We start from the raw sequence: 25304 nt of genomic DNA, 5'->3' as shown, positions 1-25304 counted from the left end.
CCCCATGATGCAAGCCATCACTGCCCACGCCCTGCGCTGCGCTGCGCGCGCGATCGTCCTTTCAGCGCTTTGTGCGAGCGCCAGCCTCGCCGAGGAGACTAGCCCGCAATCCGGGGCGGAGGCGAGAGCTCTCTTTGTGCGCACCATGATTGTCGGAGAGGCCGGCCGCGTGCAGGAGCGGCAGTTCTTTGGCCGGATCGCCGCGCTCGAGACGGCGGACCTGTCGTTTCAGGTGCCGGGCTACCTGTCGGTGCTCGACGCGCCGCGCGGCTCGGTCGTCGCGAAAGGCACGCAGCTGGCGGCGCTCGACCTCGATCCCTTCGAGCGGGCGGTGGAGCGCGCCGAGCTGACGCTGGCGCAGGCCGAGCGCGACCTCGAGCGGTCCCAGACGCTGGCCTCCCGCAACGTGGCGTCCGAAGTGCGGGCGCAGGACGCGGGCACCGCGCGTGATCTGGCGGAGGTTGCGCTGCGCGATGCGCGCGAGGCGCTGGCCGATGCGCAGCTGACAGCACCCTTTGACGGGATCGTGGCGGACCGGCTGGTGGCGACGTTCACCAACATCTCTCCCGGACAGCCGATCGTGCGGGTGCACAACCTGTCGGAGACGCGCGTCGAATTCGACCTGCCCGAGCGGATCCTTGGCATGATCGGGGACCCGTCGCTGGCCGAGTTCTCGACCGTGCTACCAGGTCAGACGGAGGCGGTGCCGCTGGCTTTTCGCGAAATACAGGCCGAGACCGGGCGGGTCGGGCAGAGCTACACGATCTCGCTGGTGGTCGAGGGGGAGGTGCCGCCGCGCGTGCTGCCCGGCAAGACGGTGACCGTGACCGCGCGACTGCCGCGCACCGGCGACGCCGTAGCCGTGCCGGCCAGTGCCGTGATCACGCGGCCCGATGGCCAGACGGCGGTGGTGGCCGTTGATGGAGAGGCGGGCGTCTTGCGCCCGACGATCACCCCCGTCGAAGTCCGTTCGACCACCGGGGTGGACCTCCTGATCGAGGGTGTCGCGCCCGGTACCGAGATCGTTGAGCTCGGCGGCCACATGGTTGGCCCCGACACGCGGCTCGCGCGCTACACCGGCCTGATCGTCGAGGGGAACTGAGCCCATGCAAATCGCACGTCTGGCCATCGAGCGCCCGCTCTATACGTGGCTGCTGATCCTCTATTGCCTCTTTGGCGGCGCCGCGGGCTACCTCAGCGTCGGCAAGCTCGAGGATCCGGTCTTCACCCTCAAATCGGCGCTGGTCATCACGCCTTATCCCGGCGCCACGGCGGCGGAGGTGGCGGTCGAGGTCTCCGAAGTGTTGGAGGCCGAGATCCAGCAGATGGACGAGATCGACTTCGTCACCTCGTCCAACACGCCGGGCCTGTCGGTGATCGAGGTCACCATCCAGGACACCTATGACGGCACCGAGCTGCCGCAGGTCTGGGACGACATGCGCGATCGGATCGCGGACGCGATGCCGAACATGCCCGAGGGCGCGCTGCCGCCGGTGGTCAACGACAGCTTTGGCGACGTCTACGGTCTGCTCTACGCGGTCACCGCGCCGGGTTACTCGGATGCGGACGTCTGGGAGATCGGCACGTTCCTGCGACGCGAGCTTCTGGCCGTCGACGGTGTTGCCAATGCCGAGGTGCTGGGCCTGCCGGAGGAGGCGATCTTTGTCGAGCCGTCGAGCGAGACGCTGACCACGCTCGGCGTGCCACCCAACGTGGTGCTGGGTGCGGTGGCCTCGGCGAACACGATCGTGCCGACGGGCTCGGCGGACGAGCCGGGCCGCAACCTGCGAGTCGATGCGCCGGCGCTCGACGATTCGGTCTCGGAGATCAGCGCGCTCACGTTCGGCTTTCAGGGCGAGGTCATCAACCTGACGGACGTGGCCGAGGTCACCCGCGCCCGCGTCGACGATCCCGGCCACATCATCCGCCACAACGGCGCGGAGGCGTTCACCATCGGAGTCGCGGGCCTCATCTCCGAAAACATCGTGTCGGTCGGCCAGCGGGTCGAGCAGCGGCTCGAAGAGCTGGTGCCGCTCTTGCCGGTGGGTGTCACGCTCGAGCCGATCTACGAGCAGCACCGCGTCGTGGACACCGCCAATCAGGACTTTCTCGGCAGCCTTGCAATGTCGGTGGGCGTGGTGATCGGCGTGCTCGCCCTCTTCATGGGGTGGCGCGCGGCGGTGGTCGTGGGCGGCTCACTGCTGCTGACGGTCAGTTTCACCTTCTTTTTCATGAACATCTTCGACATCAAGGTGGAGCGCATCTCGCTTGGCGCGCTCATCATCGCGATGGGGATGCTCGTCGACAACGCCATCGTGATCGCCGAGGGCATGCAGATCCAGATGCGCCGCGGCAGAAAGGCAGAGGAGGCCGCCGCCGAGGCCGCGCGCCGCACGCAGCTGCCCCTGCTCGGGGCGACAATCATCGGGATCATGGCCTTTGCCGGGATCGGGCTCAGCCCCGACAGCTCGGGCGAGTTCATGTTCTCGCTCTTTGCGGTCATCAGTATCTCGCTGATGCTGTCGTGGATCACGGCTGTCACGGTCACGCCGCTGCTCGCCAGCTACTTTTTCAAGGTCGAGCGCGGTGGCGATGGCAAGGACCCTTACGACACAATGTTCTTTCGCGCCTATGCCGCCGTCGTGCGCGGCAGCCTGCGGGTGCGCTGGCTGGTGATCGTGGCGCTCATCGGCGCGACGGCTGCGGGGATCGGCGCAATGGGCGGGGTCAAACAGCAGTTCTTCCCGCCCGCGACAACGCCGCTGGTCTACCTCAACTACAAAGGCGCGCAGGGCAGCTCGGTAGAGGCCGTCAGCGACGACCTCGAAATCCTCGAGGACTGGCTCCTGGCGCGCGAGGATGTGACCGCGGTCACCACGACCATCGGGGAGAGCATGACGCGCTTCATGCTGACCTACACACCCGCCGACCCGGACCCCTCCTTTGGCCAGCTGGTGATCCGTGTGGACGATCACACGCAGATCCCCGCGCTGCGCGACGCGCTGACCGCCTTTGCGGCGCGCGCCGTGCCCTGGGCGGAGACGCGGGTGCAGCAGATCATCTATGGCCCACCCGTGGGCGCGGATGTGGAGGTGCGCCTTTCCGGGCCTGACCCCGACCAGCTGCGCATGCTGGCCGCCGAGGCACAGCGCATCTTCGAAACACAGACGGAGCTTTTGGAGGTCGAGCGGATCGACTGGCGCGAGCGCGAACTGGTGACCCGCCCGATCTACGCGACCGACCGCGCGCAGGCGCTTGGCATCTCGCGCTCGGACGTGGCGCAGGTCGTGGCGCTGGCGACGGACGGCGTGCGCGCCGGGACCTTCCGCGAGTACGACCGGCTGATCCCCATCATCGTGCGCACGCCCGAGCGCGACCAGACCGGCGACGGCGTGCTGCTCGACCAGCCGATCTTTGCGCCCAGCACCGGCAGCTACACGACGCTGGCGCAGGTGATCGACGGGTTCGACGTGATCGCGCGCGACACGCTGATCCAGCGCCGCGACCGGGTGAACACCATCAGTGTGCAGGCGTTCACCGTACCCGGTACCCTGCCGCCGCAAGCCTTTGGCGAGGTGCGCGCCGCGATCGAGGCGATGGACCTGCCGCCGGGCTACAGCTTTGCCTGGGGCGGCGAGTTCGAAAGCGCGGGCGCCGCGCAAGAGAGCCTCGGCAAGCAGATGCCGCTCGCCTTTGGCACGATGCTGCTGATCACCATCCTGCTCTTTGGCAAGCTGCGCCAGACGGCGGTGATCTGGACGGTGGTGCCGATGGCGGTCACCGGGGTCGGCATCGGGCTCCTCTTCACCGGGCTGCCGTTCAGCTTTACCGCGCTGTTGGGGCTGCTGAGCCTCTCGGGCATGCTGATCAAGAACGCGATCGTGCTGGTCGAGGAGATCGACATGGAAAAGGACGAGCAGGGCAAGCCGCAGTCCGAGGCCATCGTCGCCGCCTCCGTCAGCCGTCTACGCCCAGTGGTACTGGCGGCGGCGACGACGATCCTCGGGATGGTGCCGCTCTTGTCGGACGCCTTCTTTGCCTCGATGGCGGTGGCGATCATGGCGGGTCTAGGCTTTGCCTCGATCCTGACGCTGATCGGTGTGCCGGCGCTTTATCACACCTACCTGCGCAAGGAGCGCCGCGAGGAAAAGCGCCAGCGCAAGGAAGCGGAGGCCAAAGCCAAGGACAATGGCAACGACAAAGCCACGGTCAAAGCCACGGACAAAGACAACGCGGATTCGCCTCCAAAGGTGACGTCGAAACGCGGCACGCGCCGCGCCACACCTCCGCAGAAGTTTGCAGCAGAATAGAGGGTTTCACGATGGCCGGACATGGATTTACGGAAAAGAGCTTTGCCTTCTTCGAAGGGCTCGCCGAGAACAACAACAAGGAGTGGTTCCACGCCCACAAGGCCGAGTTCAAGGACTACGTCGAGGCGCCCTTCCTCGATCTGCTCGACGCGCTGACCGAGCGGCTCGCGGACGCCGAGGTGCCGCTGCAGGGCAACCCCAAGACCAAGTTCCGCATGAACCGCGATGTGCGCTTCAGCGAGGACAAGTCGCCCTACAAGACCTCGATCGCCGCCGTGCTGACGCCCTCGGGGACCAAGCGCGAGACCGGCGGTCTGCTCTACGTGCATATGGAGGCAAAGGGCGGCTTTGCCGGCACGGGCTGGCACAACCTCGCGCCAAAGGCGCTGAAACCCTTTCGCGAGGCGATGGTGGACGAGGCGGAGGCGTTTGACGACGTGCGCGCCTCCCTCGACAAGGCCGGGCGGGCGCTCTCGACCGAGTACAGCCTGACCTCCATGCCGCGCGGGTTCGAGCCGCAGTCCGAGCACCGCCACGCCGACGCGATCAAGCTCAAGTCGCTCTTGGTGTCCGAGGACCTGCCAAAGGTCGCCTTCACCTCGGGCGATGTCGTCGACCGGGTGGAAAAGATGGCGCGCGACGCGATGCCCTTCCTCGTCTGGGGGCGGAAGGTCTCCGCATGACGCGCGCCGCGCCCGCCCTGTGGGAGATCGCGCTGGTCCTCGGCAGCCTGACGGCGTTGGGGCCTTTGGCGACGGATCTCTACCTGCCGGCGCTGCCGGCGATGGAGGAGGCGCTCGCGACCGATTCCGCCGGCGTCCAGCTGACGCTGATCGCCTATTTTGCGGGTTTTGGTCTGGCGCAGCTTGTCTGGGGACCGATGGCGGACCGGCTGGGGCGCAGGCCCGTCCTGCTCGCAGGGGCTGCGGTCTTTGTCGTGGCAAGCATTGGCTGCGCGCTGGCGCCCGGGGTGGCCAGCCTCATCACGCTGCGCCTTGTGCAGGCGGCGGGTGCGGCGGCGTTGATGGTGGTCCCGCGCGCGGTGGTCACCGACCTTTACGACGACGCAGAGGCGGCCAAGCTGATGGGCGTCATCATGGTCATCACCGCCGCCTCGCCGCTCCTTGCGCCGCTCAGCGGCAGCGGGCTATTGGCGATGATGGCCTGGCGCGGCATCTTTTGGGTACTCGCGGGGCTTGGCATCGCCGCCTTTGTCATCACGCTCCTCCTGCTGCCGGAAAGCACGCGGGAGCTGCGCAAACCGACGGCAGGCGCCGTACTGCGCCGCAGCCGGGAGATGCTGGGCGACGGTGCCTTCCTCCGTCCGGCCCTGACGGGGGGCTTTGGATTTGCCGCCTTTGCCATCCTGATCGTCGCCGCCCCGTTTGTCTTCACCGAGACCTACGGCCTCTCGCCCACGCAATTTGCGCTGGCGTTCGCCGCGATAGCCTTCGGCTTTGTGGTGGCGGCGGGCGGGGGCGGCGCGCTGACAGACAAGCAGGGCGCTACGCGCACGGTCACGTTGGGACTTAACCTCTATGTCGCCGCGGCACTGGGCGCTTTGGTGCTGGCGCTGCTCGGTCCGCCGCCGCTGTGGCTTGCCATCGCGAGCCTCTTTGCCTTGACCGCAGGGCTGGGTCTCGTGGTGCCGATCTCGACCGTGCTCGCGCTTGCGCCGCAGGGCGGTGAAGGCGGGCTTGCCTCCTCGGTGCTCGGCGCGTTGCAGATGGTCGTTGGCGGCGCCGCCGCCGCGCTCCTCGGGCTGGTCGCCGCGCCGGGATCGCTCGCGTGGATGGCCGGCGGGCTGCTGGTCGCGGCGGTATCGGCGCGGCTGATCTTTAGAGGGAGTCGCGACCACGCTGGCATCACCGAGGCAAACCCGGAGGTCTCTGACCCCTGAGCAGGTCGCGTTCGCGCCTAGGGTCAGAGATTTTTGGCAGGTAACCATAGACATGATCCATTCGAAAACCGATGTGCACGCGCCGTCCCGCGGGGTGACGCAATCGCGCCGCCCGTTTTGCTGAAGGCAAACCTTCGGTTTGGCGGGGGCGGGTCATGCCGAAGGAATGCCTTCGGCCTGACGCGACCGTCAGGCGGGCGCTTATATTTATGCCGATGCGCAAGAGATTTGAGACTGCTTCCACTAGCAATCAGGCCGATGCGTTATGTCCGAGATGCCGGGCTGCACGGGCCGTTCGAGATAGGTGGAGAGCGCCACATAGCTCTTGGTCGAGATCACCTCAGGCAGCGCATAGAGCCGGGCCAGAAGCGCCTCCATCGCCTGCGTGCTTTCCATCCGCACCTTGACGATCATGCAGGTGTCGCCGGTGACCGAGTGAATTTCCTCGACTTCCGGCAGCTCTTCGATCTGCATGAGCGCCTCACTCTTGCCCCAGCCGGTCGTGTTCACGTGGATGAAGGCGAGGAACCGTTTGCCTGTCATCGCCGGATCGAGTTGCGCCACGACGCCGGTGATCCGCCCGGTCGCCTTGTAGCGCTTGACCCGCTCGTGCACCGCGGGTGGCGAGAGTCCCACCGCGCGCCCGAGGTCGGCGTAGCTTTGCTCCGCGTCTTGGGTCAGCAGCCTTAACAGGCTTCGGTCGATCCGGTCCAAACCCTCGGCGTCTTTTGCCATCCGCAGAATCCCATTCGTTTTTCCATACGGCTAGCCGAATGGGGTATCGCGCAGCTCCGGCCTTGTCTATGCCTCCGCCCAAAAAGGACGCCTTTGATGAACCCTGTCTGGCTCTTGACCGCGGCAATCGGCATTGTCGGCGCCAATTCTTTGGTGCTGAGCCCGATCGCCGGGGATGTGGCTGCCTCGTTCGAAGGACGGAGCGCGCCGGATGTGATGTTGGCGGCGGCAGCGTACGGCGCAGGCACGGCGTTGAGTGCGCTGGTGCTGGCGCCGCAGGCGGACCGCATCGGGCTCAGGCGGGCGTTGATGGCGGCACTGGCGGCCTTGGTCCTGGTGCTCGGGGTCAGCGCGGTCGCGCAGACGCTGGTCACGCTTGTCATCGCGCAGGCGTTTGCGGGGCTGGCGGCCGGTCTCGCGCTGCCGGCGATCTATGGCCTTGCGGCAGACATCGCGCCGAAGGGCCGCGAGAGCGAGACGCTGGGCAAGGTGCTGACCGGGTGGACCTTGAGTCTCGTGGCCGGCGTCGCCCTGTCGTCGGTCCTGTCGGATGTGCTGCACTGGCGGGCCGTCTTTGCGCTGCTCGGAGTGAGCTCGCTTGGCGCGCTGATCGCATTGCGGCGGGCGAACCTGACCGAACGCGCGCGGGCCGCGACCGTGACCTCACCGCTGCGCGCGCTGCGGATCGAGGGGCTGCCGCCGATGCTCTTTGGGGTGGCGTGTTACATGGCGGCCTTTTACGGGCTCTACGCCTATCTCGGCGCCCATCTGACGGAGGTACTGGGCTGGCCGACCACCACGGCTGGCCTTGCCGCGTTGTCATACGGGATCGGGTTTGGCGCAATTGCCCCGCTGGACCGGCTGCTGGACCGGCACGGGCCGGTTCGGGCGGCGCCGGTGGTCTTTGGCGGGTTGGTGGCCGTGTACCTCGGCCTTGCAGGGCTGGCGCACTCGGCGGTGCTGATCGTGGCAGCGTGCCTTGTGTGGGGCGCGGTCAATCACCTGGGGCTCAACCTGCTGGTCAGCACGCTGACGGCGCTGTCGCCGAACGAGCGCGGCACGATCCTGGGGCTCTACAGTGCCACGACCTATGCGGCGATGTCGCTCGGGACGGCAGCCTTCAAAGCGGTCTTCGAGACGGGCGGGTTCGCGCTGCTGGCGTGCCTGTCGGCGCTGTGTATTGCGCCGGTCTTTGTCCACGCGGCGCTGCGGCAGAGGCAGCGGCCTGCGTGAGCGCTGTCTATAGTGAGCGACGTGAAGCCTGATACAGTCGCAACAGACGTTCACGCGCCGTCCCGCGGGGTGGCGCATCGCGCCGCCCCAGGAGGGCGGGCCATGCCAGAGGCATGCCTTCGGCATGACGCGGCTTGACAGTTCCCGTCAAGCGGGCGCTTTGGATTGAGTGAAGTGGATAAGCTTGAAGGCCGCACGCCTCTAAAGCGATGCCCCCGCCTCCCCCGCAAAATCCTGCCCACCAATTGCCCGTGTCAACGCACGGGCCGCGGCGAGCACGGCCTCGCCAAGCGCGTGCGTTGCGTCCACGCGCATCCGGGAGGCGGGGCCGGAGACGGAGATACCGGCCACCGCCTCTCCCGACATATCGAACACCGGCGCCGCGATGCAGCGCATGCCGAGGTTCTTTTCCTCCGCGTCGACCGCATAGCCGCGCGCGCGGGTCCGGGTGAGTTCTGCGCTGAGCGCCTCGGGGGTGACCAGCGTGTGCTGCGTGAACGCCGCAAGCTGTCGCCCCTCGATCCAGCGCGCAAAACGCGCGGCATCCATGTACGCCAACAGCGCCTTGCCGATGCCGGACGCGTGCATCTCAGATAAGGTGCCCGGCGGGAAAAAGGCACGGATGCTCTCGTGCGTTTCCACCTGGTTGAGAAAGAGCACCATGCCGCCCTTTTCCACGCCGAGGTTGGCGGTCTCGCCGGTGCGCTCCATCAGGCTTCGCAGGATGGGGCGGGCGCGGTCAACGAGGCTGGTCCGGCGCAAAAAGCGCGCACCGATCACAAAGGCCCGCGCGCCGATGTACCAGCGCTGCGCCTCGCCGTCGAACTCGACCATCCCGCGCGCCTCAAGCGTGACAAGCACGCGGTAGACGGTGGCGGGCGACTGGGAGAGCTCGGCAGACAGCTGGGACAGCGTCTTGCCCTGCTCGGTGCTGAGGTACTCGAAGATCTCCATGGCCCGGTCGAGCGACTTGATCGTGTTCTGCTCGGTCTTGTCATCCCACCCGCGCGGCCTGCCGCGGGCACGCCGCGGGGCGTCCTCAGAGGGCATCGTCTCGGGCATGGCGGCCTCCTTTTTTCATAGATGAAATTTTATTTCGCAATCTGAAAAATACAAGCGCCTGAAAATACGGCGCGTTTTGAAGACAGCGCACGCATCTCGCGGCTTTATGCAAAAATTTCCTACGGCCACGCGCTGCGTTAGACCGATGCCAAGCGAGGAGGACGCCATGAGTTTCCAGAACCCAGTCTTTATCCCGGGCCCGACGAACATGCCCGAGGCGCTGCGGCGCGCGTGCGACATGCCGACGGTCGATCACCGCTCGCCGCTCTTTGCCGGCATCCTGGATGCCGCGCGGGACGGTGTGCGCCGGGTGCTCAAATCCGAGACGGCGGAGGTCTTTGTGTTCCCGTCCACCGGCACCGGCGGGTGGGAGGTGACGTTGACCAACACGCTTTGCCCCGGTGACACGGTGCTGGCGGCGCGGCACGGGATGTTTTCGCAGAGGTGGATCGACATGTGCGAACGCCTCGGCCTCAACGTCGAGGTGGTCGACGCGCCCTGGGGCGCGGGTCTGCCGCATGCGCGGTTCTGCGAGATCCTCGCGGCAGACTCGGGCCACAGGATCAAGGCGGTGCTGGCCACACACAACGAGACCGCGACGGGCGTGACCTCGGACATTGCCGCGCTGCGCCGCGCGATGGATGGGGCGGGGCATCCGGCGCTCCTCTTTGTCGATGGCGTCTCGTCGATCGCGTCGATCGACTTCCAGTTCGACGCCTGGGGCGTGGATGCAGCTATTTCGGGTTCGCAGAAAGGGTTCATGCTGCCCGCCGGGCTCGCCATCGTCGGCTTCAGCGCCAAGGCGATGGAGGCGCAACACCGCGCCACGCTGCCCCGCGCGTTCTTCGACATGCGCGACATGGAGGCCAGCTACGCGGCGGGCGGCTATCCCTACACGCCCGCCGTCGGCTTGATGAACGGGCTCGGCCACGCCTGCACGCTGCTCCTGGACGAAGGGCTCGAGAACGTCTTTGCCCGCCATCACCGCATCGCGTCGGGCGTGCGGGCGGCGGTCTCGGCATGGGGGCTCGAGCTTTGCGCGCAGAGCCCCGAGCTTTACTCCGACACGGTCAGCGCGATCCGCACGCCGCCCGGCTTTGACGCGGGCCGGGTGGTCGGCCATGCCGCGTCCGCCTACGGCGTCGCGTTTGGCGGCGGGCTCGGCGCAGTGGCCGGACAGGTGTTCCGCATCGGGCATCTCGGCAGCATGACAGATGTCATGGCGCTGTCGGGCATTGCGACGGCCGAGATGTGCCTCGTCGATCTCGGCCTCGACATCCGGCTCGGCTCCGGGGTCGCGGCGGCGCAGGAGGTCTACCGGACCGGGAGCCGCAGCTTTGCTCGGAAGGATGCCGCGTGATGAAGGACGCCCCTGCCCCCACACGCCCGGACACTGGCACGCCCGATGGCCTGATCGTGCCGACCTATGAGGACATGCTCGGCGCGCATATGCGCATCGCGCCGCACATCCGGCGCACACCGGTGCGGACCTCTGACTACCTCAACGAGTTGACCGGCGCGCAGCTGTTCTTCAAATGCGAGAACTTTCAGGAGCCCGGCGCCTTCAAGGTGCGCGGCGCGGCAAACGCGGTCTTCGGCCTCGATGAGGCGCAGGCGCCAAAGGGCGTGGCGACGCATTCGTCTGGCAACCACGCCTCCTGCCTCAGCTATGCCGCGATGCGCCGGGGCATCCCCTGCAATGTCGTCATGCCGCACAGCGCGCCGCAGGCGAAGAAGGACACCGTGCGGCGCTATGGCGGGCGGATCACCGAATGCGCACCGTCGACCAGCGCGCGGGAGGAGACCTTTGCCCGCGTCGCCGCGGAAACGGGCGGGAACTTCGTGCACTCCTACAACGACCCGCGTGTGATCGCCGGGCAAGGGACCTGCGCGCGCGAAGTCATGGAGCAGACGGACGGGCTCGACATGATGGTCGCCCCGATCGGCGGCGGCGGGATGGTGTCCGGCACCTGCCTGACGCTCTCAACGCTGGCGCCGGAGGTGCAGATCATCGCCGCCGAGCCGGAGCAGGCCGACGACGCCTACCGCAGCTTCAAGGCCGGCCGCATCATCGCCGATGACGCGCCCAGGACCATCGCCGACGGCCTTCTGGTGCCGCTCAAGGCGCTGACCTGGCACTTTGTCTCGCGCCACGTGCACGATATCCTGACGGCCAGCGAGGACGAGATCGTGGACGCGATGAAGCTGACCTGGAAGCACCTGCGGATCGTCATCGAGCCGTCCTGCGCCGTACCTCTGGCGATCATCCTCAAGAACCCCGGGCGCTTCGCCGGCAAACGCGTGGGCGTCATCATCACCGGCGGCAATGTCGATCTCGACGCGCTGCCCTGGATCAAGGGAGAGTAACCCATGAACGCACCTGTGAACCTGAGCGCCCTCGAGGTCGGCTTTGACGTGCCGGCCCTGCCCGGCATGGACGCCGCCGACATCCAGACACCGGCGCTTGTGCTCGACCTCGACGCGCTGGAGCGCAACATCTGCAAGATGGGCGACTACGCCAAGGCGCACGGCATGCGCCACCGCGTGCACGGCAAGATGCACAAATCCGTCGACGTCGCGCAGCTGCAGGTCACGTTGGGTGGCGCTTGCGGCGTGTGCTGCCAAAAGGTGTCCGAGGCCGAGGTCTTTGCCCGCGGCGGCATCACCGATGTGCTCGTCTCGAACCAGGTGCGGGACGCGGCCAAGATCGACCGCCTCGCCCGCCTGCCCAAGCTCGGCGCGCGCACGCTCTGCTGCGTGGACGACATCGACAACGTGGCGGACCTGTCCGCCGCCGCCCAGCGGCACGGGACCGAGGTCGAGTGCCTCGTGGAGATCGACTGCGGCGCGGGGCGCTGCGGCGTGACCACCACTGCCGACGTGGTCGCAATCGCGCGCGCCATCGACGTAAGCTCAGGGCTGAAGTTCGCCGGCCTGCAAGCCTACCAGGGCGCGATGCAGCACCTGGACAGCTACGAGGACCGGAAGGCCAAGATCGACGTCGCCATCGACATGGTGCGGGACGCCGTGGACGGGCTCGAGGCCATCGGGCTCGACTGCGACATCGTCGGCGGCGGCGGGACCGGCTCGTACTACTTCGAGAGCAACTCGGGCGTCTACAACGAGCTGCAGTGCGGCTCCTATGCCTTCATGGATGCCGACTACGGCCGCATCCTCGACGCGGACGGCACCCGCATCGACCGGGGCGAGTGGGAGAACGCCTTCTTCATCCTCACGCAAGTGATGAGCCACGCCAAGGCCGACAAGGCCATCGTGGACGCCGGGCTCAAGGCGCAGTCGGTCGACAGCGGCCTACCGGTGGTCTATGGGCGCACGGACGTGGAGTATATCAAGTGCTCGGACGAGCATGGCGTGGTGGCGGACCCCGAGGGCGTGCTCACGGTCGGCGACAAGCTGCACCTCGTGCCCGGCCACTGCGACCCGACGGCAAATGTGCATGACTGGTACGTCGGCGTGCGCGGCGGCAAGGTCGAGGCGGTCTGGCCGATCTCAGCCCGCGGCAAGGCGTTCTGAGCCGGTCCGCGCACCCGCAGCGTCGCGGGGGGCCAGCCCCCCACGGCGAAAATCATGAGATTTTCGCCGATCCCCCCCGAGGTATTTCGGAACCAGAGAAGACAGGAGCCCCGCGATGTGGATTGTGCCGGAGCGCGAGATCGCAGACCTGATGACGCCCGAGGCGGCCTTTGACGCCGTCGAAGAGGTCTTTGCCGCGATGGCTGCGGGCGATGCCCGTAACTTTCCCGTCGTGCGCGAGGCGCTGGGTCACGAAGACGCGCTTTACGGCTTTAAAGGCGGGTTCGACCAGAAGGGCGCGGCGCTTGGCCTCAAGGCGGGCGGGCACTGGCCGCACAATCTCGCGCGGCGCGGGCTGATCAATCACCAGTCGACGGTGTTCCTTTTTGACCCGGACACCGGCCGGCCCTCGGCGATGGTGGGCGGCAACCTTCTGACGGCGCTGCGCACCGCCGCGGCGTCCTCGGTGTCGATCAAGCATCTGGCCCGGCCGGACGCCAGGGTGCTGGGTCTCATTGGCGCGGGCCATCAAGCGACATTCCAGCTGCGCGCGGCGCTCCGCCAGAGGGCCTTCGACCGGGTGATCGCCTGGAATTACCACCCGGAGATGCTGCCGAACGTGGCCAAGGTGGCGGAGGAGGCGGGCGTGCCCTTCGAGGCGGCCCGGCTGGAGGATCTGGCGGCGGCGGATGTGATCGTCACGATCACGTCGGCCCATGCGCCCTCGCTGATGGCCGACCACGTCGCGCCCGGCACCCATTTTGCGTGCATGGGCACCGACACCGCCGGCAAGCAGGAGGTCGAGGCCGCCCTCCTGGCGCGCGGTACCGTCTTTACGGACGAGGTCGCGCAGTCGGTCTCGCTGGGTGAGGCGCAGCATGCGGTGGCGACAGGTATGATCGCGGAGGCGGACATCACCGAGCTCGGCGCCGTCATCAATGGCGTCCATCCCGGACGTACGTTCGCGGACGAGATCACGATCTTTGACGGGACCGGCGTGGGACTGCAGGACCTCGCCGTGGCGACCCGGGTGACGGAGCTGGCCATCGCCAAGGGCGTGGCCATCGAGGTCGATTTTTGAGCCCGCCGGGGCAGCCGCCGGTAAGTGCATTCGGCGCCTCGTCGATTTGGGCCTGCACTTGGTCGGAGTTGGTAAGCGCCGGCACGGCGTATCCCAGTCTGCCGCCGCGGCGGGCGCCAGAGTGGTCAGGCCGCTTCAAGCGGAAGCTTCATGCGCAAGATGATCATCAAACCTAAGGCCGCAACGTCAGCCACATGGTCGATGGGTGCGCCAGTGAGACACGGGTCGATGCAAGCGCCGTCCGCCACGACACGTCAAAATCGCGATCAGCGCGGGCGTCGCCGCGCCATCCACACACCCGCTGTACAGCCATCTGGCGTAAGGCGGGCTCGACGTCCTGAATGGCAGCACGCCGACTGCTGTACTAAATCCACGCGTCCGCGCATCGGACTGACGTGCGCCCGTGTTTCGCGGTGACGGTCTTGAAAGCCCGCTGGGAGCGCACCGTGACCGCAGGCGAGCAGGTGATGCTCGAACAGCTGCACCCCTCGATTTCAAGGGTTCGGGGGGCATAGAATGCGGCATCCCCATGGGAACGGTTGCGAACATGAAAGCGTCCCAAGGGTCAGTGCGTCTGGCATGGACACTGATTTCAGGCCCGCCCATTGGACCCCGCAGCGGCGAGCAACGCGTCTATGGCATACCGCTTGGCCGGCTCGGCATGTGTCACCGCGCTCCAGACCGCCTGGTTGGTCCATGCCGCTTGCGCGAACGGCAGTGGTTGGAGGGTGCATCCACTGCGCGGCGCCAAGGCCTCCGCGATGCTCGCCGGCATCGTGGCGAGGTAATCCGTGCGCGCCACGATGTCCGGCACCAGCCCGAACTGCGCCAGCACCAGTGCGATGCGCCGCTGCCTGCCAAGCCGCGCCAGTGTCCCGTCCACCGCGCCGCGCGCGTCGCCACGGAACGACACAAGCACATGGCCCGCCGCGCAATAGGCTTTCAGTGACAGCCGCCCGGCGACTGCCGGATGCCCCGCGCGCGCGATCACCACGAACCGGTCCTCGAAAAGATCGCGCAGGTGAAAGCGCGGCGGGACGTCTGGAAATTGGCCGAGTGCAACGTCGATCTCGCTCCGGTCGAGCTGTCCAAGGGCGGCGTCCTTGTCGAAGGCTCTGAAGCGCAAATCGATGCCGGGTGCTTGCTTTGCCAGCCGATGGGTCAGCTCCGGTGCGATGCGCAGTGTCAGATTGTCAGGGGCCGCGATGGTCAGGCTCGCCTTGGTGGTCGCAGGGTCAAAACCCCGCACCGCGCCGAACGCCTCCTGCACCTTTGCCAGCGCAGTCTCGACGCTTGGCGCAAGCGCGTGCGCGCGTTCCGTCGGCACCATACCGCCCGGCGTTTTGACAAAGAGCTGATCGTCGAACACCGCCCTCAAGCGCGACAGCGCATTGCTCATCGACGGCTGGGCCAGCCCCACCTTGTCGGCCGCGCGCGTCACGTTGCGTTCGGCATAGATCGCGGCAAACACCTTGAGCAGGTTCAGATCGAAGGCGGACACATTCATCGTGTCAATGCCTATCATAAAGTCAATCCATTTCCAATATATCCCTCCGCGCGTCATGTGTCTTGAACGCCATTTCAGCTTCCTCGAAGGGACACCGCCATGACCGCTCCAACACCCATGCCAGACCTACAGCCGCTCGCGGGCCGTTATGTCGTCGTTCTGGGCGGTGGCTCGGGGATGGGACGCGCAACCGCCGGGCTCGCAGCGCGGCAGGGTGCCGAGGTTACGCTAGCGAGCCGCACCGCGGCCAAGCTTGATGCCGCGGCCAGGTCCATGCCCGGCAATGTGCACACTGCACCGGTGGACATGACGGACGAGAGCTGCGTGCGTCGCTGGGCGGCGGGCCTCGGCCCGGTCGATCACCTGATCATCAGCGCCTCCTCAGCGGTCCACGGCCCATTTGCCGAGGTTGCAACGGACGATGTCCGGGCCATGTTCGAGGCCAAGTTCTTTGGCCCCTACGTCGCCGCGCGCGAGGTTCTTCCCTACATCGTCAAGGGCGGCTCGATCACACTCTTTTCCGGGGTGCTCTCCCGGCGACCCGGGGCCGGCGCCACAGCGCTTGGCGCGGTGAATGCTGCCGTGGAGGGGCTGGTGCGCGGTCTCGCGCTCGAGCTTGGTGCAGACGTGCGGGTCAATGGTGTCTCGCCTGGCATGGTCGAGACCGAAGCCTATGCCGCGCTGCCGGAGGACAGGCGCCAGGCCATGTATGCCGAGACCGGCAAACGACTGCCCATCGGCCGGATCGGCCAGCCCGAAGAACTCGCACCCGCCATCCTGCTGGCCGCCACGAACACCTATATGAACGGACACGTGATGGATATCGACGGCGGACACATGGTGCGGCAGTAGCGAGGTCGGGCGCGGTGATGCGCGAGGCGGCGGCGTCAATTGCGACAAACGCAGTCATCGCGTTAAGCTTTGCCTGTCAGCAGACGGCCCGGCTTGCCGTACGACACTTCGGAAACGCGAGCATAAAGCAGCGGTGGCAGCGGGCATCCTGGCGTTCTTGCCGCCCTCTGTGCGCCTCGCAACGCCGCGGGCCTTGCTCGGCGCCCGGTACCTGTCCTTACGACATGTCCTAAAGTGCGGGCGGACGCGCGCTGGGCTGCAAACGGCCAGTGGAAAGCGCTGCAAGGGCCACCATGAGCGTTGCCGTACCCAACATCAGCGGGAGGCCACCCAACTGGTAGGTGACGCCAGAGAGCAGGGTCCCGACGAGACGCCCTCCCGCGTTGGCCATGTAGTAAAAGCCGACGTCCATGGTAACCCGCTCTGCCTGCGTGAAGGCCAGGATCAGATAGGAATGCAGGGCGGAGTTGATCGCAAAGACGGCGCCGAACACCATCAAGCCTGCCACCAGCAGGGATGTCAGCCAGGTCTGCGGACCTTCGGCGGCAAGCGCCGCCAGGGTCAGAACGGCGGGGATCGCGGCAAGCGACCACCCCCAACCCTTCGCGGCATGCACCAGATCATCCTCAGGCCGGGATGCCGCGCGCAGGATGCGCGGCGCCGACGCCTGGACAAACCCGTAGAGGATCACCCAAACCGCCATGAACGTCCCGATCATGAAAAAGGCAGCCCGGTTCCCCGCCACGCTCCCGTCGGACAGCACCGCGTAGAAGTAGATCGGGATGCCGACGACAAACCAGACGTCGCGGGCGCCGAACAGGAACACGCGGGCGACGGAGAGCCAGTTGACGTTTGGCGACTTGGAAAAGACGTCCGAGAATTTTGCGCCTTTCCGCCCTTTCGGCAGACCTGCCGGCATCACGATCAGAACGGCAACCAGGATCACCGCGAGAATTGCCGCCATCCCAAGGACGGCCCACACAAACCCAACCGTCGCCAGCAGTGCGGCCCCGAGGAGGAACCCCAGGCCCTTGACCGCGTTCTTGGAGCCGGTGAGCAATGCAACCCAACGGAAGAGGCCGCCAGCTTCGGACGGGGCCAAGAGCTTCACCGCCGACTTCGAGGACATCTTGGCGAGGTCCTTGGCCACCCCGCTCGCCCCCTTCACGACCATCACATAGGCCACCGATGCGCCAATGGCCCAGGCCGGGTCGAGCTGCGCAAGCGCCATAAGCGCCAGGACCTGAATGCCGAGGCCGGCGTAAAGCGTTGAGGTCAACCCGAACCGCGCGGCGATCCACCCTGCACAGAGGTTGGTCACCATGCCCGCAACCTCATAGAGCACAAAGAGGTAAGCGAGCTGGACGGCGCTGAATCCCAGGGTGTGAAAGTGCAGGAGCACCAGCATCCTCAGCGCGCCGTCGGTCAGCATGAAAGCCCAGTAGGCCGCTGTCACGGCGATGTAGGCCGACAGCCCCTCTGGCCGTGCGGAGGTATCGGTCACACCGATGCTCCAACCATGAAGGCGACGTCGACCAGACGGTGCGCATAGCCCATCTCGTTGTCGTACCAGGCATACACCTTTACCTGTGTCCCGTTGATGACCATCGTCGAAGGCGCATCGACGATGCTAGAGCGCACGTCGTTGGTGTAGTCGGTCGAGACCAGCGGCCGCTCCTCGTAGCCGAGGATGCCTTTCAAGTCACCTTCTGCCGCGGCCTTGAACAGCGCATTGACCTCTTCTGCGGTCGTTTCACGCGCCACCTCAAATACGCAATCGGTGAGCGAGGCGTTGAGCAGCGGCACCCGCACAGCGTGACCGTTGAGGCGCCCCTTGAGCTCGGGGTAGATGAGCGTGATTGCGGTTGCGCTGCCCGTTGTCGTCGGGATCAGAGAATTCAGGGCCGAGCGTGCGCGGCGCAGGTCCTTGGCCGGTCTGTCAACGATGGTCTGGGTGTTGGTCACATCGTGGATCGTGGTGATCGAACCGTGCTTGATGCCCAGTGCTTCGTGGATGACTTTCACAACAGGTGCGAGGCAGTTTGTCGTGCAGCTTGCCGCCGTGACGATCCGATGTTTGCCACCGTCGTAGATGTCTTCGTTCACGCCATAGACGATGTTCGCTGCGTCGCCGTCTTTGACGGGCGCAGAGACGACGACTTTCTTCACACCGGCGTCGAAATAAGGCGTGAGCTTGGCTTCGGATTTGAAGACGCCGGTACAGTCGATCACGACGTCGACACCGTCCAGCGGGAGGTCTTCGATGCTCCTCGTCCCGATGAACGGAAGCCGTGTGCCGTCAATCGTGACGCCGCCCGCATCGTGCGCAAAATCGGCCTGCCACCGCCCGTGAACCGTGTCGAACTCCAAAAGATGTGCGTGCATCTCGGGATCGCCTACGGCGTCGTTGATCCACGCGATCTTGGCGCCGCGCGCGAGCAGGGGCTTCAGGGCAAGCTTTCCGATCCGGCCGAGGCCGTTGAGGGCGTAGGTGGTCACGCGATGGTTCCTTCGTTCTTTAGGGCGATGTCATCGATGGCTTTTTGCAACGCGATCCTGTCGAGGGACGCGATCGGCAGAGCGGTGAATGCTTTGATCCGGTTCAGGAGCGCGCCATAGGAGTGTTGAAAGGCAAGGCTCTTTTCGGCATCCGAGCCCTCCACCTTGACCGGGTCCGGCATCCCCCAGTGGGCACTCACCGGTTGGCCCGTCCAGGCAGGACATTCTTCGTTGGCGGCCTGGTTGCAGACCGTAAAGACGAAGTCGAAATCCGGGGCCTCGTCGCCCTGGAAGACCGACAGGGCCTTGGCCTCCAGCACCGACGTGTCATGCCCCTTCTGCGCCAGGACCTCGAGCGCATAGGGGTTCGGCTTAGAGCGTGGCTGCGTGCCTGCCGAATAGGCCGCGAACCTGTCCCCGGCCTCCTTGCGCAGGATCGCCTCTGCAAAGATCGAGCGCGCGGAATTGCCGGTGCAGATGAACAGCACGTTGTATTTGTGATCCTTTTTGGCCGGCTCCTTCGTCCCGAGTGGGGAACACATCTCCGGGCGACCCCGACAACACTCGTGCAGCAGGTAATCGAACGTCTCGCGCGCGGCGTTCATGTCGATCGCGTAGCGCCGCGATGTTCCGACACGCTCTTGCGTCACCAGACCGGCCTGCATCAGCGCGTTCACGTAGGTCGACAGCGTGTTGGGCTTGAGCGCGAGTGCTTGCGCCAACTCCGTCGCAGGCACACGATCCGGGTAGCGGCGCATGAGCAGCCGGAACAGCGCCAGTCTTTGTGGATGGCCAAGGGTCGCAAGGCGATTGGGAATCACTATTTCCATATTTCGTGAATTACAGAATCAATGAGATCCGCGCAATCGATTTTTGCCGCAAAGAACCGAGGTGAAATCGTCAGGGGCTCAATCTGCTCAGTCGTTAAATGAGAGGCGTTCCGCTTGGCTAAAATTGGCCACATACGCCGCCGCGCAAGCGTGGTCGCTGCATGACTTCAACCCAAGGCCGTTGCACAGAAATCGTGCAAACGGGCCGGGATTTTTACTCAGACTGCCCGAAGTGACCGAATCATTGGCACAGCTGTTCTCGCCCGCTAGTTCTAGGGAGTGTGTAAAATGACGCGGCCTCATGAGACCCACGCAGTACATCGCTGAAACAGACGACAAGAACCACCTCGTCGCGGTCTGGATCCAATCGCGGGAGCATCATGCGCCGCGCGTGTTCGACAGCGTGACGGACAGATTTGATGCGACCGAGCCTGCCGAGTTTTCAGGCGCATCCGAGCGTGACATCACCGCGTGGCTTTTGGAACGCGCCGGTATCCTGCAAGACACGTCCAAGGGCTGAACCAGCTGGCATTGCGGCTCAGCTGATCTTGCGTCCTTGGCTCCAAACACCGCGCAAGAGCGGTGTGGCGCCAAGTTTCTTCACCCGCACCACATCTCCGCGCAGGCCGACCTGGAGCGCGCCGCGATCCTCTAGGCGGGCAGCTTTGGCAGGATTGCGGCTTACGGTTGCAACGGCGCGCGGCAGGTCGCCCCATACCTCGGCCAGGTGGAAGGCCGACAGCAACAGCGCCGAAGGCACATAGTCCGAGGAGACGATGTCCAGGAGGTCTTGCTTGGCCAGGGTTTCAGCGGCCACGTTGCCGGAATGCGAGCCGCCACGGATCAGGTTGGGCGCACCCATCATCACCGCGATGCCATGCGCACGGCACGCCTCGGCAGCCTCGACCGTCGTTGGAAACTCGGCAAAGCCTACCCCGTTCTTGGCAGACGTCGCGACATGGCCGGACGTCGTGTCATCGTGGCTGGCCAGAACGGCACCCAGACGGCCGGCCTCGGTGACCGCGCCCGCCTCGTGTTTGGCACCGAACCGTGCCTGAAGCCCCTCCAGGTTCTGCACATGCTCGGCAAATTCGGCGTCGTTCATGCCGCGCTTTTTCGAGACATATGTCTTGAGCGCGGTCAGGTCGCGGAATTGCCGTTGGCCGGGGGTGTGGTCCATGAGGCTGACGATGCCGACCCGATCCTCCGCACCGAAGGCCGCCAGCTCTTCGAGCAGGGTCTCGGAACAGATTTCCGCCCGCAGGTGCAGGAAGTGGCTGATCTTGAACATGCCCTGCGCCCGGGCGGCCAGCAGCTCGTCGGCAAGCTTGCGGGCATAGTCGATATACCGGCCCTTGCCGGAATGGATCGAGCCCACGCGCATCGCATCGAACACGGTGGTGATGCCGGTCGAGGCCAGTTCCCCGTCATGGGCCAGAAGCGCAGGCAGGTGAGGCCAGTCTACCTCCGGGCGCGGCTCGATATGGCGTTCGACATTGTCGGTGTGCAGCTCGACGAGGCCGGGCAGGACCAGGTCACCGCCGCAATCCTCGGCGCCCGCAGGCACAACATCGCCTTCGGCGATCGCGGTGATCACGCCCTCTTCGATGGTCATGGACCCGACCATGGTACGGTCCGGCAGCACAAGCTGCGCATTTGCGAGGCACAAATCACCCCCCCGCGCGCTACCGGGCGATGGCGTGAAGGAAGACACAGGAAGATGGGAGTTCATGTGAGCCCCTGGCTGTACTGTGGCCTTGCGCGTGACCCGCAGGACCTGTGAATGTGGACGGCGATGACAAGACTTGGCGCTCACGCCAAGGCTAGACATGCACCGGTTGCAAAAGCGCGATGGCACGCGCGATGGTACGATCCAAGGGGCCGTCATTTGATAGGGTGATGACCTCGAGCCCCCCGGGCAGCGGTTTGTCCGCTTCGGCAAGACGTCTGGCGATCTCGTCTTTGGTTTCACGGCCCCGGGCGGCCAGACGGGCGGCCAGCGTCTCGGGCTGCGCGGTGATGTTCAAAACCACAAAATCGTCGAAAGCGTCCGCACCGGCCTGCAACGCCTTGCGCGAGAAATTGGCCAGACAATCGGTGCCCTTGTTCACCTGATAGCGCGCGGTTTGCGGGATGCCGTAGTAGAGGCCGTGAGCGCCCCAATAGACGGCAAAGGCGCCGTTTTCCGCCAGATCGTGAAACTGTGGAACCGACACGGAATCGTAGTCTTCCCCGCCCAGCCCGGGCGCGCGCGTGACGATGCGCCGGACGAGGTGCAGACCTGGCATGGCTTGCACGACCCCTCGCATCACGCTGTCCTTGCCGACACCAGACGGGCCGACAACCGCGATCATGCGCCCGCGCTTATCCGGCGCTTGACTCACGCCGCCGCGCCGCCCGCAAAGACGCTGACGTCGATTTCGCGGTCACAGACGCGGGCGCGCGCGGCCTCGTCGTGAAAGATGCCGATGATGGCAGCGCCCCGCGCCTTGGCGCCTTCGATCAGGGTCAGGACGACCTCACGGTTGGCGGTGTCGAGGCTCGCCGTGGGTTCATCGAGCAGCATCGCGGGATAGGCATGGACAAAGCCGCGCGCGATGTTCACCCGTTGCTGCTCCCCGCCCGAGAACGTGGTGGGCGAGAGCGACCACAAGCGCTCCGGAATGTTGAGTTCACGCAGAAGCGTCATGGCTTTGTCCCGCGCCTCTGCGCGGCCCGCTCCCAACGCAAGCAGAGGCTCGGCCACGACCTCGACCGTCGGCACGCGCGGCACGACGCGCAGGAACTGGCTGACATAGCCCAGAACCTCGCGGCGCAGCGCGATCACCTCGCGCGGCTCCGCCTGCACGATGTCCACATCGCCGATGCGGATCGACCCCGCCTGCGTCAGGTAATTGCCATAGATCATGCGCATCAGCGTGGACTTGCCCGCGCCCGAGGCTCCGGTCAGGGCCACGCATTCGCCGGGTGCGACTTGGAGCGAGACATCGTTCACGACTTCGATCACGGCGCTGCCCTGATTGTGCAGCGTGAAGGTCTTTGAAACGTCCTGCAGCGTGATCATGCGGGTGCCTCCCTTGGCCAATCGAATTGTCGAAAAAGCTCGCCCCGGATCCCGCCACTGCGTGCAAAAGGCGTCGCCGCCGGTTCGGTCGGGACATCGGTGGCGGCCCAGATCTCGACAGGCGCTTGCCCTGCCCGACGGGCGGACTGCCTAAAGGCTCGGGTCAGCGCTGTTCCGATGCCCCTGCCCCGGCAGTCGGGGCTGACCAGCAGTTCATCCAGCATGGCCGTATCACCCTGACCAAACGCGGTGGGCAAGATCCATCCCAATGCCAGCCCCGCAATCGCGTCGCCCTGCCGTGCGGCCAGAAACAGGCTGCCGGGATGCGACAGGACACGCTGGATTTGCGCGTCGTCCGGTGGCTCGGGCAGACGCCAATCCTCGGGCATGGCCGTGTCCAGAAACGCCACAACCTCGTGACAATCCTGATCGGTGACCTGTGTGATCTCGACGCCCATCGCTCAGACCTGCAGCACGGAGGAGACAAGAAGCTGGGAATAGGCGTGTTGCGGATCGTCAAGCACCTGATCGGTGAGGCCGGCCTCCACCACATGGCCGCTCTTCATCACCATCAGCCGGTCCGCCAAAAGGCGCACCACCGCGAGATCATGCGTCACGATGATCGCCGACAGCCCCATGTCGCGCACCAGCCCACGCAACAGATCAAGCAGGCGTGCCTGCACCGACACGTCGAGCCCTCCCGTGGGTTCGTCCATGAACACCAGACGCGGCCCCGTCACAAGGTTGCGCGCGATCTGCAGGCGCTGCTGCATACCGCCGGAAAAGGTGGTGGGCCGGTCGTCGACGCGGGTGCTGTCTATCTCGACCCGTTCGAGCCAGTCGGTCGCCTTGCCGCGAATGTCACCGTAGTGCCGCGCGCCCACCGCCATCAGGCGTTCGCCTACATTACCGCCCGCGCTGACGCCCATGCGCAGCCCGTCGCGCGCGTTCTGGTGGACGAAGGCCCAATCGGTGCGCCCCAGCATCCGCCGTTCGGGCTCGGACATGGTCACGGTGTCCTTCGGGCCATCGGCACGAGTGTCGAACAGGACCTGACCCGCATCGGGCGGCAAATGGCCAGCGAGACAGTTGAGCAATGTCGACTTGCCCGACCCGCTTTCGCCGACGATGCCCATGACCTCGCCGGGATAGAGGTCGAACGAGACTTCGGCGCATCCGATATGCGCGCCATAGCGTTTTGTGATGCCCTGCACGGACAGGAGGGGGGTCATATGGCTCTCCAATCGGTTGGGGCGGCGTTCATTGCGCGCGAAAACCGAAACCAGCAGCCGCCTTTGGGATGCGGCTGGCTTTCGCTGCGGGTGATGTCCGTGTTCATCAGCCAGCACCGCAGCAATGCGCCGACGCCGCCATGGGCCACGATCAGCGTGTCGCCACCCGGTGCTTCGTCGGACGCCGCGCGGACGGCCCCGGCGATGCGGGTCTGTGCGTCGCGGGCGGTCTCCCATCCATGCGCGGATGTGTCGGGGTGGTCGAAGAAGGCGTGGACGATCGGCCAGAAGGCATCCTCGGGCAGATACCCAGTCGCGCTGCGATCGTTTTCGCCCAACGCCTCGCGGATCGCGCAGGTAAGATCCAGCCGAGCAGCGACAGGTTCGGCCGCCTCGCGTGCCTTTCGCTCGCTGCTGGCGTAAAGCGCCGTGACACCCGCGAGGGTCTCCGATTGTGCAAAGGCCGCATGCCGCTGGCGCCCCGTCTCGTTCAGCCCCCAGTCGGGCACCGGCACGTCCGGGTCAATCGCCACGTCCGCATGGGTCAGAAAGATCACGTCGCCGCTCATGCCGCGACCTCGCTGCCGGGAAAGGCCGGGCCTTTGAACCCGCGCGCGCGGCGTCCCGTGCAATAATCGGTGTCGGAACAGCAAAAGAGCCGTCCGCCTTTGTCGTCAACGATCACCTCGTCGAGGTAGCTGTCCGTCGCGCCGCAGAGCCCGCAGACCTGATCGGCCTTGGACGCCTCGAACGGATGATCCTCGAAATCGAGGCTGCCCACCTGCGTATAGGGCGGCAGGGCATAGATGCGCTGTTCGCGGCCCGCGCCGAAGAGCTGGATCGCAGGCATATCGCTCAGTTTGGGATTGTCGAATTTCGGGATTGGCGAGGGGTCCATCACGTACCGCCCTTCGACCTTCACCGGATAGGCGTAGCTGGTCGCGATATGGCCGTGGCGCGAGATGTCCTCGTAGAGCTTTACATGCATGAGCCCGTATTCCTCGAGGCTGTGCATCTTGCGCGTCTCGCTCTCGCGCGGTTCCAGAAAGCGCAGCGGCTCGGGGATCGGCACCTGGTAGACGAGGATCTGGTCCTCGGTCAGCGGCTCTTCGGGAATGCGGTGGCGGGTCTGGATGACGCTGGCCTCGGTCGTCGCCGTCGTTGTCTCCACCCCCGCCGTGCGCTCAAAGAACGTGCGGATCGAGACGGCATTTGTCGTATCATCCGCCCCCTGATCGATGACCTTGAACGTATCCTCGGGCGACAGCACCGCCGCCGAGACCTGCACGCCGCCTGTTCCCCAGCCATAGGGCATCGGCATCTCGCGGCTGGCAAAGGGCACCTGATATCCCGGGATCGCGAGCCCCTTGAGGATCGCGCGGCGGATCATCCGTTTGGTCTGCTCGTCGAGATAGGCAAAGTTGTAGTCTGACGCGTCTGTCATACGCTTGTGTCTTTCCCGTGC

At 65.9% G+C, this 25304-nt stretch carries 24 protein-coding genes; 11 read left to right on the top strand and 13 right to left on the bottom strand.

Annotated elements, in window-relative coordinates; all coding sequences use genetic code 11:
• The first annotated feature begins 4 nt into the window (after positions 1 to 4).
• The 4 genes from ACU0B3_RS16725 to ACU0B3_RS16710 are packed head-to-tail and all read left to right on the top strand — an operon-like array spanning position 5 to position 6210.
• Positions 5 to 1102 carry an efflux RND transporter periplasmic adaptor subunit gene (locus ACU0B3_RS16725; protein WP_446262016.1) on the top strand — a complete coding sequence of 366 codons (1098 nt, stop codon included), beginning with the start codon at positions 5 to 7 and terminating at the stop codon, positions 1100 to 1102.
• 4 nt (positions 1103 to 1106) lie between these two features.
• On the top strand, positions 1107 to 4310 hold the full coding sequence (locus tag ACU0B3_RS16720; RefSeq protein ID WP_446262015.1) for an efflux RND transporter permease subunit: 3204 nt from the start codon (positions 1107 to 1109) through the stop codon (positions 4308 to 4310).
• A gap of 11 nt (positions 4311 to 4321) precedes the next feature.
• A complete protein-coding gene (locus ACU0B3_RS16715) occupies positions 4322 to 4993 on the top strand; it encodes a DUF2461 domain-containing protein (RefSeq protein ID WP_446262014.1) in 672 nt (223 codons plus the stop codon).
• Positions 4990 to 6210, top strand: a complete 1221-nt coding sequence (locus ACU0B3_RS16710; protein WP_446262013.1) for a multidrug effflux MFS transporter — start codon at positions 4990 to 4992, stop codon at positions 6208 to 6210. Before ACU0B3_RS16715 ends, ACU0B3_RS16710 begins: the two co-directional genes overlap by 4 nt.
• Before the next feature lie 243 nt (positions 6211 to 6453).
• Here ACU0B3_RS16710 and ACU0B3_RS16705 read toward each other — a convergent pair whose 3' ends face one another.
• Positions 6454 to 6945 (bottom strand): Lrp/AsnC family transcriptional regulator, encoded by a 492-nt coding sequence (locus ACU0B3_RS16705; RefSeq protein WP_446262012.1) that lies wholly within the window; start codon positions 6943 to 6945, stop codon positions 6454 to 6456.
• A gap of 96 nt (positions 6946 to 7041) precedes the next feature.
• On the opposite strand from ACU0B3_RS16705, the gene ACU0B3_RS16700 reads away from it, so the two are divergent.
• The gene (locus ACU0B3_RS16700) at positions 7042 to 8178 is read left to right on the top strand and encodes an MFS transporter (protein ID WP_446262011.1); all 1137 of its coding nucleotides are present in this window, start codon (positions 7042 to 7044) and stop codon (positions 8176 to 8178) included.
• A gap of 201 nt (positions 8179 to 8379) precedes the next feature.
• Here the strand turns inward: ACU0B3_RS16700 and bhcR are convergent, their stop codons facing one another.
• The gene (gene bhcR, locus ACU0B3_RS16695; RefSeq protein ID WP_446262010.1) at positions 8380 to 9240 is read right to left on the bottom strand and encodes an HTH-type transcriptional regulator BhcR; all 861 of its coding nucleotides are present in this window, start codon (positions 9238 to 9240) and stop codon (positions 8380 to 8382) included.
• A gap of 166 nt (positions 9241 to 9406) precedes the next feature.
• Between bhcR and bhcA the strand changes: the two genes are divergently transcribed.
• From bhcA to bhcD, 4 genes are all read left to right on the top strand, one after another.
• Positions 9407 to 10600 carry an L-aspartate--glyoxylate aminotransferase BhcA gene (gene bhcA, locus ACU0B3_RS16690; RefSeq protein ID WP_446262009.1) on the top strand — a complete coding sequence of 398 codons (1194 nt, stop codon included), beginning with the start codon at positions 9407 to 9409 and terminating at the stop codon, positions 10598 to 10600.
• Positions 10600 to 11607, top strand: coding sequence for a beta-hydroxyaspartate dehydratase BhcB (gene bhcB / locus ACU0B3_RS16685; protein WP_446262008.1), 1008 nt, complete (start codon positions 10600 to 10602; stop codon positions 11605 to 11607). The genes bhcA and bhcB overlap by 1 nt, the downstream gene beginning before the upstream one ends.
• Before the next feature lie 3 nt (positions 11608 to 11610).
• Positions 11611 to 12774, top strand: a complete 1164-nt coding sequence (gene bhcC, locus ACU0B3_RS16680; protein WP_446262007.1) for a 3-hydroxy-D-aspartate aldolase BhcC — start codon at positions 11611 to 11613, stop codon at positions 12772 to 12774.
• 115 nt (positions 12775 to 12889) lie between these two features.
• Positions 12890 to 13855: an iminosuccinate reductase BhcD gene (bhcD, locus tag ACU0B3_RS16675; RefSeq protein WP_446262006.1), complete on the top strand. Its 966-nt coding sequence runs from the start codon at positions 12890 to 12892 to the stop codon at positions 13853 to 13855.
• A gap of 592 nt (positions 13856 to 14447) precedes the next feature.
• On the opposite strand, the gene ACU0B3_RS16670 is transcribed toward bhcD, so the two are convergent.
• Positions 14448 to 15380, bottom strand: a complete 933-nt coding sequence (locus ACU0B3_RS16670; RefSeq protein WP_446262005.1) for a LysR family transcriptional regulator — start codon at positions 15378 to 15380, stop codon at positions 14448 to 14450.
• Positions 15381 to 15461: 81 nt separating this feature from the next.
• On the opposite strand from ACU0B3_RS16670, the gene ACU0B3_RS16665 reads away from it, so the two are divergent.
• A complete protein-coding gene (locus ACU0B3_RS16665; protein ID WP_446262004.1) occupies positions 15462 to 16214 on the top strand; it encodes an SDR family oxidoreductase in 753 nt (250 codons plus the stop codon).
• A 229-nt stretch (positions 16215 to 16443) separates the two neighbouring features.
• On the opposite strand, the gene arsJ is transcribed toward ACU0B3_RS16665, so the two are convergent.
• Genes arsJ through ACU0B3_RS16650 form a run of 3 tightly spaced genes read right to left on the bottom strand, consistent with a single transcriptional unit; the run spans position 16444 to position 19543 of the window.
• Positions 16444 to 17718 (bottom strand): organoarsenical effux MFS transporter ArsJ, encoded by a 1275-nt coding sequence (gene arsJ / locus ACU0B3_RS16660; protein ID WP_446262003.1) that lies wholly within the window; start codon positions 17716 to 17718, stop codon positions 16444 to 16446.
• A complete protein-coding gene (locus tag ACU0B3_RS16655; RefSeq protein WP_446262002.1) occupies positions 17715 to 18713 on the bottom strand; it encodes an ArsJ-associated glyceraldehyde-3-phosphate dehydrogenase in 999 nt (332 codons plus the stop codon). Before ACU0B3_RS16655 ends, arsJ begins: the two co-directional genes overlap by 4 nt.
• Positions 18710 to 19543, bottom strand: a complete 834-nt coding sequence (locus ACU0B3_RS16650; protein ID WP_446262001.1) for an arsenate reductase/protein-tyrosine-phosphatase family protein — start codon at positions 19541 to 19543, stop codon at positions 18710 to 18712. The genes ACU0B3_RS16655 and ACU0B3_RS16650 overlap by 4 nt, the downstream gene beginning before the upstream one ends.
• A 301-nt stretch (positions 19544 to 19844) precedes the next feature.
• On the opposite strand from ACU0B3_RS16650, the gene ACU0B3_RS16645 reads away from it, so the two are divergent.
• Positions 19845 to 20063, top strand: a complete 219-nt coding sequence (locus ACU0B3_RS16645) for a hypothetical protein (protein ID WP_446262000.1) — start codon at positions 19845 to 19847, stop codon at positions 20061 to 20063.
• Positions 20064 to 20081: 18 nt separating this feature from the next.
• Here ACU0B3_RS16645 and ACU0B3_RS16640 read toward each other — a convergent pair whose 3' ends face one another.
• From ACU0B3_RS16640 to ACU0B3_RS16610, 7 genes are all read right to left on the bottom strand, one after another.
• Positions 20082 to 21275 carry an alpha-D-ribose 1-methylphosphonate 5-triphosphate diphosphatase gene (locus ACU0B3_RS16640; RefSeq protein WP_446261999.1) on the bottom strand — a complete coding sequence of 398 codons (1194 nt, stop codon included), beginning with the start codon at positions 21273 to 21275 and terminating at the stop codon, positions 20082 to 20084.
• Between the two features lie 91 nt (positions 21276 to 21366).
• The gene (gene phnN / locus ACU0B3_RS16635; protein WP_446261998.1) at positions 21367 to 21897 is read right to left on the bottom strand and encodes a phosphonate metabolism protein/1,5-bisphosphokinase (PRPP-forming) PhnN; all 531 of its coding nucleotides are present in this window, start codon (positions 21895 to 21897) and stop codon (positions 21367 to 21369) included.
• A 26-nt stretch (positions 21898 to 21923) separates the two neighbouring features.
• Positions 21924 to 22607 (bottom strand): phosphonate C-P lyase system protein PhnL, encoded by a 684-nt coding sequence (gene phnL / locus ACU0B3_RS16630; protein ID WP_446261997.1) that lies wholly within the window; start codon positions 22605 to 22607, stop codon positions 21924 to 21926.
• On the bottom strand, positions 22604 to 23065 hold the full coding sequence (locus ACU0B3_RS16625) for a GNAT family N-acetyltransferase (RefSeq protein WP_446261996.1): 462 nt from the start codon (positions 23063 to 23065) through the stop codon (positions 22604 to 22606). Before ACU0B3_RS16625 ends, phnL begins: the two co-directional genes overlap by 4 nt.
• Before the next feature lie 3 nt (positions 23066 to 23068).
• Positions 23069 to 23839: a phosphonate C-P lyase system protein PhnK gene (phnK, locus tag ACU0B3_RS16620; RefSeq protein ID WP_446261995.1), complete on the bottom strand. Its 771-nt coding sequence runs from the start codon at positions 23837 to 23839 to the stop codon at positions 23069 to 23071.
• Complete coding sequence (locus ACU0B3_RS16615) at positions 23836 to 24408, bottom strand: histidine phosphatase family protein (RefSeq protein WP_446261994.1); 573 nt, start codon at positions 24406 to 24408, stop codon at positions 23836 to 23838. The genes phnK and ACU0B3_RS16615 overlap by 4 nt, the downstream gene beginning before the upstream one ends.
• Positions 24405 to 25283 (bottom strand): alpha-D-ribose 1-methylphosphonate 5-phosphate C-P-lyase PhnJ, encoded by an 879-nt coding sequence (locus tag ACU0B3_RS16610; protein ID WP_446261993.1) that lies wholly within the window; start codon positions 25281 to 25283, stop codon positions 24405 to 24407. Before ACU0B3_RS16610 ends, ACU0B3_RS16615 begins: the two co-directional genes overlap by 4 nt.
• Between the last annotated feature and the right edge of the window lie 21 nt (positions 25284 to 25304).

The sequence above is a fragment of the Pseudaestuariivita sp. genome (genome assembly GCF_052825805.1).
The sequence above is the reverse complement of the archived record's forward strand: the minus strand, read 5'-3'. Positions and strand labels throughout refer to the sequence as shown.

What these genes read in the sequence shown, in the direction of transcription:
- ACU0B3_RS16705 (WP_446262012.1), bottom strand. Translation starts at nt 6,945, where the DNA reads ATGGCAAAAGACGCCGAGGGTTTGGACCGGATCGACCGAAGCCTGTTA.
- ACU0B3_RS16625 (WP_446261996.1), bottom strand. Translation starts at nt 23,065, where the DNA reads ATGGGCGTCGAGATCACACAGGTCACCGATCAGGATTGTCACGAGGTT.
- phnK (WP_446261995.1), bottom strand. Translation starts at nt 23,839, where the DNA reads ATGACCCCCCTCCTGTCCGTGCAGGGCATCACAAAACGCTATGGCGCG.
- bhcC (WP_446262007.1), top strand. Translation starts at nt 11,611, where the DNA reads ATGAACGCACCTGTGAACCTGAGCGCCCTCGAGGTCGGCTTTGACGTG.
- bhcB (WP_446262008.1), top strand. Translation starts at nt 10,600, where the DNA reads ATGAAGGACGCCCCTGCCCCCACACGCCCGGACACTGGCACGCCCGAT.
- ACU0B3_RS16715 (WP_446262014.1), top strand. Translation starts at nt 4,322, where the DNA reads ATGGCCGGACATGGATTTACGGAAAAGAGCTTTGCCTTCTTCGAAGGG.
- bhcA (WP_446262009.1), top strand. Translation starts at nt 9,407, where the DNA reads ATGAGTTTCCAGAACCCAGTCTTTATCCCGGGCCCGACGAACATGCCC.
- ACU0B3_RS16665 (WP_446262004.1), top strand. Translation starts at nt 15,462, where the DNA reads ATGACCGCTCCAACACCCATGCCAGACCTACAGCCGCTCGCGGGCCGT.
- ACU0B3_RS16725 (WP_446262016.1), top strand. Translation starts at nt 5, where the DNA reads ATGATGCAAGCCATCACTGCCCACGCCCTGCGCTGCGCTGCGCGCGCG.
- ACU0B3_RS16700 (WP_446262011.1), top strand. Translation starts at nt 7,042, where the DNA reads ATGAACCCTGTCTGGCTCTTGACCGCGGCAATCGGCATTGTCGGCGCC.
- ACU0B3_RS16645 (WP_446262000.1), top strand. Translation starts at nt 19,845, where the DNA reads ATGAGACCCACGCAGTACATCGCTGAAACAGACGACAAGAACCACCTC.
- phnL (WP_446261997.1), bottom strand. Translation starts at nt 22,607, where the DNA reads ATGATCACGCTGCAGGACGTTTCAAAGACCTTCACGCTGCACAATCAG.
- ACU0B3_RS16710 (WP_446262013.1), top strand. Translation starts at nt 4,990, where the DNA reads ATGACGCGCGCCGCGCCCGCCCTGTGGGAGATCGCGCTGGTCCTCGGC.
- ACU0B3_RS16610 (WP_446261993.1), bottom strand. Translation starts at nt 25,283, where the DNA reads ATGACAGACGCGTCAGACTACAACTTTGCCTATCTCGACGAGCAGACC.
- bhcR (WP_446262010.1), bottom strand. Translation starts at nt 9,240, where the DNA reads ATGCCCGAGACGATGCCCTCTGAGGACGCCCCGCGGCGTGCCCGCGGC.
- ACU0B3_RS16720 (WP_446262015.1), top strand. Translation starts at nt 1,107, where the DNA reads ATGCAAATCGCACGTCTGGCCATCGAGCGCCCGCTCTATACGTGGCTG.
- ACU0B3_RS16640 (WP_446261999.1), bottom strand. Translation starts at nt 21,275, where the DNA reads ATGAACTCCCATCTTCCTGTGTCTTCCTTCACGCCATCGCCCGGTAGC.
- ACU0B3_RS16670 (WP_446262005.1), bottom strand. Translation starts at nt 15,380, where the DNA reads ATGATAGGCATTGACACGATGAATGTGTCCGCCTTCGATCTGAACCTG.
- phnN (WP_446261998.1), bottom strand. Translation starts at nt 21,897, where the DNA reads ATGATCGCGGTTGTCGGCCCGTCTGGTGTCGGCAAGGACAGCGTGATG.
- bhcD (WP_446262006.1), top strand. Translation starts at nt 12,890, where the DNA reads ATGTGGATTGTGCCGGAGCGCGAGATCGCAGACCTGATGACGCCCGAG.
- ACU0B3_RS16615 (WP_446261994.1), bottom strand. Translation starts at nt 24,408, where the DNA reads ATGAGCGGCGACGTGATCTTTCTGACCCATGCGGACGTGGCGATTGAC.
- ACU0B3_RS16650 (WP_446262001.1), bottom strand. Translation starts at nt 19,543, where the DNA reads ATGGAAATAGTGATTCCCAATCGCCTTGCGACCCTTGGCCATCCACAA.